The sequence below is a fragment of the Methanosarcina sp. DH1 genome, from assembly GCF_020804205.1.
Taxonomy (GTDB): Archaea; Halobacteriota; Methanosarcinia; order Methanosarcinales; family Methanosarcinaceae; genus Methanosarcina; species Methanosarcina vacuolata.
The window spans coordinates 108,469-116,978 of record NZ_WJBJ01000003.1 but is presented as its reverse complement, the minus strand read 5'-3'; the positions used below and the strand labels follow the sequence as shown (position 1 = coordinate 116,978).

3 protein-coding genes and 1 pseudogene are annotated in these 8,510 nt (G+C 38.0%); all 4 read right to left on the bottom strand.

Going from position 1 to position 8,510, the window contains the following annotated elements; genetic code table 11:
- Nucleotides 1-342 precede the first annotated feature (342 nt).
- Entirely contained in the window at nt 343-933 is a 591-nt protein-coding gene (locus FXW07_RS01750) for a M23 family metallopeptidase (RefSeq protein WP_229393485.1), read from the bottom strand.
- A 178-nt stretch (nt 934-1,111) separates the two neighbouring features.
- A complete protein-coding gene (locus FXW07_RS01745) occupies nt 1,112-3,154 on the bottom strand; it encodes a NosD domain-containing protein (RefSeq protein WP_229393484.1) in 2,043 nt (680 codons plus the stop codon).
- Nucleotides 3,155-3,817: 663 nt separating this feature from the next.
- Nucleotides 3,818-6,940, bottom strand: coding sequence for a right-handed parallel beta-helix repeat-containing protein (locus FXW07_RS01740; RefSeq protein WP_229393483.1), 3,123 nt, complete (start codon nt 6,938-6,940; stop codon nt 3,818-3,820).
- Between the two features lie 716 nt (nt 6,941-7,656).
- A pseudogene (locus FXW07_RS01735) lies at nt 7,657-8,510 on the bottom strand (histone deacetylase); the annotation flags it as partial.

Below are 8,510 nucleotides of genomic sequence, written 5' to 3'. Positions count from 1 at the left end.
GCTATTTATTGCTCCAATTCAAATTTTAGATAAAAACAAAGAATTAAATAGATTTTAAGTAATTATTATATAAATTTTTCAAGAAATAAGCTATGCTATTAAATATTAGCGGAAATAAAGGGATTATGTGAAAAATGGCAAAACCTCACTTCTGTTTATATTCCATGCTTTCCATAAGACAACAACCAGAGAAGTTAAGACGCCAGTAAGCTGTGAGCTTTTCCTATTTTTCGTGCGTGATGATTAATCCTGGTTACAGATACACAAGTAAAATTACAGTATAATTACAGCAAAATTACAGTATAATTAGTATAATTACAGATCTTATAAATATTACAGATATTACAGATCTAATTGTTCAAGGTATCCGGTAGGATCAATCAGGTTTTCAGGCATTTCTTCTGCAAACCAGTTACCTCCAAGATAATTTTTGTGAACGGTAATGGGTTCACTCCTCCAGACTTCAAAATGTAGCATACTTGGATTTTTGTTTTTCAGATTCTGGATATAAAGCGGGCAGGAACCATCGATTTTTTCGGAGTTAAGAACCATTCCAACATGTCCGATCAAGTTTCCTGCTTCTATTTTGTCTCCTTTTCTTACGGTAAAGTCTGCAAGTTCTCCGTATTTGCAGAACAGCCCACCGCTCTGTTCGATAATCACGTAATAAGTCGGGTTCCAGTAAGGTAATATTTCAGGCGAAGTCATAAGACCGGTTTCTGTGACAATTCCTCCTTCAATCGAAACTACCTCCGTATTTTCAGGGGCATACAGATCAACCCCACAGTGATATCGGTCACCTCTGTTTTCCCAGAAGGAGCCGGGTTCTCCTTTTTGCGGAACATGAACCTTTTTGAAGTTTGTGTTCTCAATGTCTACTTTTTCCGGCGCTGTATTTTCTTGAACCTTTATGTTTAGGGGCCAGATTCTCATGGAGTTTCAGTGTACATGAAAAGTATAAAAGCCTTTTTTGCTTTGAGATTGGCGTTTCTGCGAGTGAAAAAATAAGAAAAATAGTAAAAATAGAATGAGGAGGATCAAGCCCTCATCCTATATAGTTTTAGCCTGCTGCTTTTATCCTTTGGGCTCTGCTAAGGTTCCTTCAATCAAGTTACTCGGCATCTTCCGTTGTTTCATCGATACTGGTTTCTATTTCATCATCATCGGCTGATTCTGTATTATTTGTTTCTATTTCACCATCATCGGCTGATTCTGTATTGTTTGTTTCTGACTCATTTACTTCCGTCTGATTTTCTGACTCATTTACTTCCATCTGATTTTCTGACTCATTTACTTCCATCTGATTTTCTGACTCATTTACTTCCATCTGACTTTCTGTTCCGGTATTGCTGGTATTGAAAGCTGTCGGAGGCATCACAGATTGTTCTGGCTCAAAGCCGCCTACGAGAGGCAGGAAATCCGAATAGTTATTGCCCTGTAGCTCATACGCAGTATCAGCAATTCCGTCCCCGTCTGCATCGGTTGCGGTCTGCGAGAAACCGGTACCGTCAGGTTTTGCCCAGAAATTACCTCCTATGTAAGGTCCGCCAACGATGTTGGTGCCGGCAGTTTTTGTAATGTTCAAGCTATTTCCTTCACTGCCGTCCTTAATATTTGAGTTAAAGACATTGTTCAGGTAATTATCAAAAATGATATTGCCGTTACTTGTAGAGCTCATGAAAATACCTGAAATACTGTTCAAAGTAATTATATTTCTTGAGACAACATTATTCTGGCAGGTGCTCAGGTGAATCCCACGGCCGCTGTTGGAAGCTTCATTTCCGGAAATGTTGTTGCCTGTACTGTATGACAACAGGATTGCGTATTCCCTGTTACCCAGAACCGTATTGTTCAGGATATTGTTTCCACCGGAGGATATCAGGTAAATACCTCTGCTGTTGCTTGAAGCTGTATTGTTATCTAAGGTATTGGTGCTTGAGTTGCTAAGATAAACCCCGTGACCTCCGTTCGAGTTCAGGATATTGTTCATAAAGTTGTTATTCGTGGAATTAACAAGTACGATACCGTGGTTAACACTTGTACTTGCTGTATTGTTTAACAGTGTATTCCACTGCGAACGTATGACATAAAATCCGTACCTGTTGTTTAAAGCCGTGTTATTTGATACCAGGTTGTAACCTGAATTCCGCAGGCTAATTGCCCTTCCGCCTTCCCGAACACTGTTATTAAGAATAACGGTATTATTGGATAATTCCAGGTCTATTCCCAGGCTGTTATTTAACAACAGATTTTCATCGACGGTACAGTTAACAGAGTTCAGTAAAGAAATCCCTGAAGCATTATTGTTCGAGACCTCATTTCCTGAGATATTGCTATTCATTCCTGATGAAATCCGTATCCCTTCCCGGTTGTTTAAAGCCAGATTATTCAAAACCGTGCTCTCGCCGGATCTTAACAGGAAAATGCCACGGATACTGTTTACCGCTTTATTGTTTGCAATGCTGCTGTTACCTGAGTCTGATAAATAGACACCGTAAATTAAGTTTGAATCTGCGGTGTTTCCGGTAAGGTTATTACTACCCGAACTCGCTATGTAGATACCGTAACCGTTGTTTGCATTTGCGGTGTTGTTTTCCAGCCTATTATTATTGCAGCTTTCCAGAACAATACCGTGGTTGGAGTTCATGTTTGCCGAGTTTTCAGAAAGTTCGTTCCCTTCGGAAGCAGTAAGGTAAATTCCGAACCTCTCGCCTGAAACATCGTTATTTATTATTTTGTTATAGTGTGACCTCTCAACATTAATTGCTCGCTTACCCTGTGCCACCGTATTGTTGAGGACACTATTGTACATTGAATTCTTTAGATATACTCCAAGGGCGTTATCAGTGATTTTATTATTATAAACTGTACAGTTAAGAGCCCCTGATAGGATGATTCCTGCCTTGTCAATTCCGGCTCCTTTAATGCTGACTCCCATGATTCTTATGTTATCGGCGTCTACAAAGAATACATCTGAAGCGTTATTACTGGCCGTAATTATGGTGTCTTCAGGATTCCCAGACTCTGACCTTATTACGAGATTGTCCTTTGTTATCACGATATTTTCGTTATAATTTCCGGGACTGATGACTATTTCATCTCCAGAAGTCGCATTATTTACTGCGGACTGTATTGATTCTCCTGGCTGAACCATGACCTCAACCGCAGTGCCGATACTCGAGCTAAATACAAAAAGAAGAATAGCTACTGCTAAAGTTGCAAATTTGTTTATTTAAATCCCCCACTTTTTATTTAAATTATTATTTAATTTTTTATTAATAAATCTGATTTTAAACATTAATTGATATAAATTTATTGGATCAGAATAATATCAAAATAAAGAGATAAAAGTAGATGGTAAAAGACGATCAATAGACATCTCAGAGAAATAAATCAAAGATTTTTTTTCTTTTCTTGTGTGGCAGAGCAATTTTCTGGAAAATCCGAGAGGTTCTCTGTTTCACGTAAAAAATAAACCTAATACAAGAAAAGGACTGCTCAAACTCGATGAACCAAGAAGGGCAAATAAAAAACAAGTAGAAAGGAAAATTGAGCAATAAAAAAGTAAAAACTAGATAAAGAAGAAAAAATAAATGATTAAATAGAAAAAGAATAAAGAATAAAAAAGAAAATAGGAAAAAAAGGAAGATTCATAGAGAAAATGGAAAAAAAATAAAGAGTAAAAAAGAAAATAAGAAATGAAAGAATTTTTAATAAGAAAATAGGGAAATAAGGAAGAGTAAAAAAGAAAATGGAGAAATAAGAAAGAGTAAAAAGAAGAATTTTGATCCTTATTTCTCTTTATCTAGTCGTTCTTTTATTTTCTTCTATGCAGGAATGCCATAACAAGGCAAGCCACTACATAGAGCGCTTCAAATCCAGGTATRCTTGTGGTTTTATTCTTTCCTGGTTCCTGTTCGGTTTTTTGCTCAGGTTCCGTTTCCGATGYTGTACTATTTTGATCAAGKTTCGAAGTATYGGTTGAAGGCTTTGCCTCAGCTACTTTTTCTACCGCTTTTCCTGTTATTGCAAAGAAYGAGAATCCCGGTGTTTCTGCCGTGAAGTACAGGTATTTACTATCTTCTTTTAATAATTTCACGGGYAKCTGTGACCATTTCTTGTCGTTGTACCTGTTTAGAGTAATTGAGCTCYGGTYGATCTYCTTATCCTGCAGCCAGGAYTTTTCAACCTTGAAGCATACGACAGGGTTTTCAATGTTCTTTTCKGTTGCAAACCCGCTGTTTCCAACCCAGAGGTTGAAATACTTATAGACTTCTCCCGAATTCAGGACTGAAACCAGAGTCGATTTTACTTTGAGCTGCTCGGCAATGGTTGTGATCTTGCCTGCGGTCTTCTTTGCATCAAAGCTCACATACGCAACACAGGTTGCGTTCTTTGTGAAATCAAACAATACAGGCTTTCCGTTTGTAACCTGTGCCTTTGAAAGTTCTTTTACCTGGACATTAGTTTGAGGTTCAGGGGAACCGCCTGCACCGCCACCGCCTCCACCGCTGCTGTGATGGCTGCTTCCACCACTTGAGCTACTTTCTTCTGTAGTAACAGTTATTGAGGTAATCTTTGAAGAAATACCGTTTACATTGATTGAAGTCAAATTAACGGTATAGGTTCCAGGATTAGTGAACACATAAACAAAGCTTGCATCTGTAGACTCCACAGTTCCGTCGTTGCCTATATCCCAGTTTCTTGAGGTTGCATTTTGTGATTTGTCAGTGAACAGGACTGAAAGGGGCGCATACCCGTTCGTTGTATTAATGCTGAAGTCGGCAATAGGAAGAATTTTGAATTCCTCGGCAGTTATTTGCACCGTTTTTGAGGAAGTATCGTTTTTATTACTTGCTGTTAGAGTAACAGTATAGATTCCCGGAGTTTCGTACACATGGACAAACCTTTTATTGTTATTGTCTGCAACTCCATCACCATCAAGGTCCCAGCTTATCGAAGTTGCATCTTGTGAGAGATCCGTAAACTCGACTGCGAGAGGGATAAAACCCTTTGTGGAGTTGACATTAAAATTTGCGACAGGCAGTATCACACGTATCAGTGGGTAGTTGTCTGTGACATTGCCGTTGGCTGAAACGAAGGGAATATCAATAATACCGTCTCCATCGGCATCAGAATTAGTGTCTGAGAAACCCATAAGTGACGGGCTTCCCCAGAAATTGCCTCCGATGGATGGGCCACTCATTATATTTTTACCTGGAGTTCTTTCGATGTACCAGGTGCTTCTGTTATTTCTAATGTTTGCGTTGTTGATATTGTTAAAATAGTTATTATAAACCCTGTTTGGATAGCTTCTGGGACACATATAAATTCCATTACCGTTTGAACTGACGTTATTGGCTGAGATTTCATTGTTCCCAGAGGAATCGAGAGAGATACCTTCACCGTTGTTATAAGCTATATTCCTCGAAAGGTTATTATTAGTGGAATTCGTCAGGAATAATCCGGATTCAGAGCAATCAGTGGCTAAATTTTTAAAAATTTCATTATGTCCGGATCCAGACAGGCTGATGCCTCTAATATTATTCTGCACCGTATTGCTGACCAAGTTACTGTTATTTGAATTTGTTAAATAAATACCATATCTAGCATTCGAATTTACAGTATTGCTGGTAAGATCATTCTCACTTGCATTCTGGAGAATAATGCCATCATTTTTGTTAGAATTGATTTTATTACCTGAAATCGAGTTTTTACTGGATAATGAGAGTAAATAAATACCTCTGTTGTTTAAGGAGGCGCTATTGTTAGTTATTTCGTTACTTATTGCATTGTCCAGTGCAAGGCCGCTAGCCGAGTTTGAATTTATTTCATTTTTGTCCACAACATTATTATTGGCCCCGCGCTCTATAATGATACCATTATTGTTAGAATTTGCTTTATTGTCCGAAAGCGTGTTTCTTCTGGATGTGTAGGATACGTAAAAGCCTATGGAATTGTTATATGCATCATTTTTTACAAGGCTGTTATCCTCGGAATACCTCATAGCTACTCCGTATTGACAGTTTGATATTGTGTTATTTTGCAGGGTAACACCTTTACAGGTGTTCAGGAATAAACCATGTATATTGGTGTTTTTAGCATTACCTGTGATTATGTTATCCAGAACGTTATTTCCAGAAGATCCCTCTATGTCAATTCCATTTGCTCCATTGGAAGAAACAAGATTCTTTTTCACGTTACATTTATGCGAGTTTTTAAGGTAGATTCCTCTTTTTGTGTTTGAGCTTACAGTGTTGCTTTCCAGGACAGTATTGTTTGAGCTTTCAATAACTATAGCATCCTCGGCACACTGGCTCACAGAGTTTCTTAAAATAGTATTACTCGGAGATCTATCAAAATAAATAGAATAATTTTGATTTGAAATCGTATTGTTCTCGACTGTGGTTAATTCGGATTTTAGAACGTTAATGCTTCTACCTATTTTTCCAGCTTCACTTGTTCTGGTAGCTGAATTATTGCGTATCGTAGTATTCATGGAAGAATCTATGTATACTCCCATGGCATTGTTTATGAATTTATTATTTTCAATGGTGCAACCATTGCAGCTATATAGATATATTCCTGAGTGTTCTGATGTGGCTCCGCTGATTGTAAATCCTTTAATGATTAAATTAAGTCTGGCACTGGCGGAGATTACATTTTTAGTTGTGTCATTGGAAACAATTATAGTATCATCAGGATTCCCAGATGCTGACATAAGTTTCAGGTTGCTGCTCTTTGTAATCACAATATTTTCGTTATATGTTCCCGGGTCTACGATAATTGTATCACCTGAATTAGCGGTGTTCACTGCGGCCTGGATAGACCCGCCTGAACTAACGCGAATTTCAGCCGCTGCCCCGATACCGGAACTTAGCGTTAATATTAAAAATGTTAGTAATAAAAGCTTTATTCTGTTTATTTCAAATCCCTCCATACAGATAAAATAAGTTAAAAATATAACTTTCTTAAATTAATTAGAAACTAATTGTAGTATAATATAAACATATCGGTTTTGATTACTATATTCATAAAATATATTATACTTGAAAGCCACAAAGTAATGCCATAGCTTGCCGGAATTGTCTCTTGATTTCTACCCCTTGCACTTTTTGTTTCCAATATCAACTTCCTTTTATATAAAACAAAAATAAGTTAACACTGACTACCTCTTACTATTTTTCACTCTCACTTGACTATTGAAATTAACGACAAGATATAGATTTACATCTACTTTCCGGTCAGATGATCCCGGTTTTTAATATCTGATACAAGCCTGCCAAGAACCTGGTTATTTTGATAACTAAGAGTAAAATTAATATATTTAATAAGTGCCTCTAAAAAACAATGATATCTCTAGAAAAAATATTATAAAAAATATGTGTGAATCCCAACAAACTACTTCAAAAAAATATATGAAGCTATATACAAGTAACAAAAATAAATAAGCAGAAATAACAACAAAAAAGGAAAAGGAAAAGGAAAAGGAAACTGAAAAAGGAAACTGAAACAGAAAAAATGAAACTGAAACTGAAAAAGGAAAAAGGAAAAGGGAAACGGAAACGGAAAAGAAAGAAAGAAAAGAGAAAAAAGAAAAAAAGCCTTTATAACTTTTAATACTTCATTTTCTAGCTAAAAAGCAATTTTCCTAACTTAATAAACCGTTTCCTTCTTTGTACTTGTGTTATATGTCCTGTATTCATCCTGTTTTTTATCCTGCAGGTAGATGTATCCATATTCCGGATGAATTAGCCTTTTCCTGTACTCTTCTCTGGCTTCAGCCTGGCAGTTCTCACAGGCGTAGATCGGAATCGAAATCCCGAATATTCTGGGATTGCCTATGCCTCCATGAGCGTTGGAGTCAATGGTTTTATAGCCCTGACAGTCAGGGCACATCCGGATGGATTCTTCCTGGAATTCCTGAATCATATCCGTGTCGTAAAAGATCTGTTTTTTTCGACGGTAGAAGTTTCCGTGTTTTGCCACCTCAGCCTCTACAAGCCTGTCCCTGTTTTTCCAGTTTTCAAGCTGGGTTGCAACTATTTCTTCCAGAGTTTTTCTGTCCCTTGAAGCCTGGACAAACATGCCTGGCTTGAAGTCAGGTTCCTTTACGCAGGAATAATCAAGCCCTGCCATTGCAAGGATTATACCTGTATTCACATAAGGCAGTGCACTCTGGATTGCGTAACCTCCTTCAAGCACGGCCATATCAGGAGCCAGTTTTTCATTCAATTTTGCGTAGCCCTGTGCGGAAAAGCGCATATTTGCTAGAGGGTCGGTGTAGTGGTTATCCTGCCCCGCAGAATTCAGGACAAGCTCAGGTTTGAAGTCCTTAAGAATAGGAAGCACAAGGGAGTCGAGCACGTAAAGTATGCCCTCATCAGGTGTCCCTGGCGGCAGGGGAATATTGATCGTCCTTCCAAGAGCTTTTGGGCCCCCCAATTCACTCATAAAGCCAGAGCCAGGGTAAAGAGTCCTTCCGTCCTGGTGGAAGGAMTCTTTACCCT

Bases quoted from the DNA above. Each gene is read 5' to 3' on its own strand.
- FXW07_RS01745 (WP_229393484.1), bottom strand. From the start codon at position 3,154: ATGGTTCAGCCAGGAGAATCAATACAGTCCGCAGTAAATAATGCGACT.
- FXW07_RS01750 (WP_229393485.1), bottom strand. From the start codon at position 933: ATGAGAATCTGGCCCCTAAACATAAAGGTTCAAGAAAATACAGCGCCG.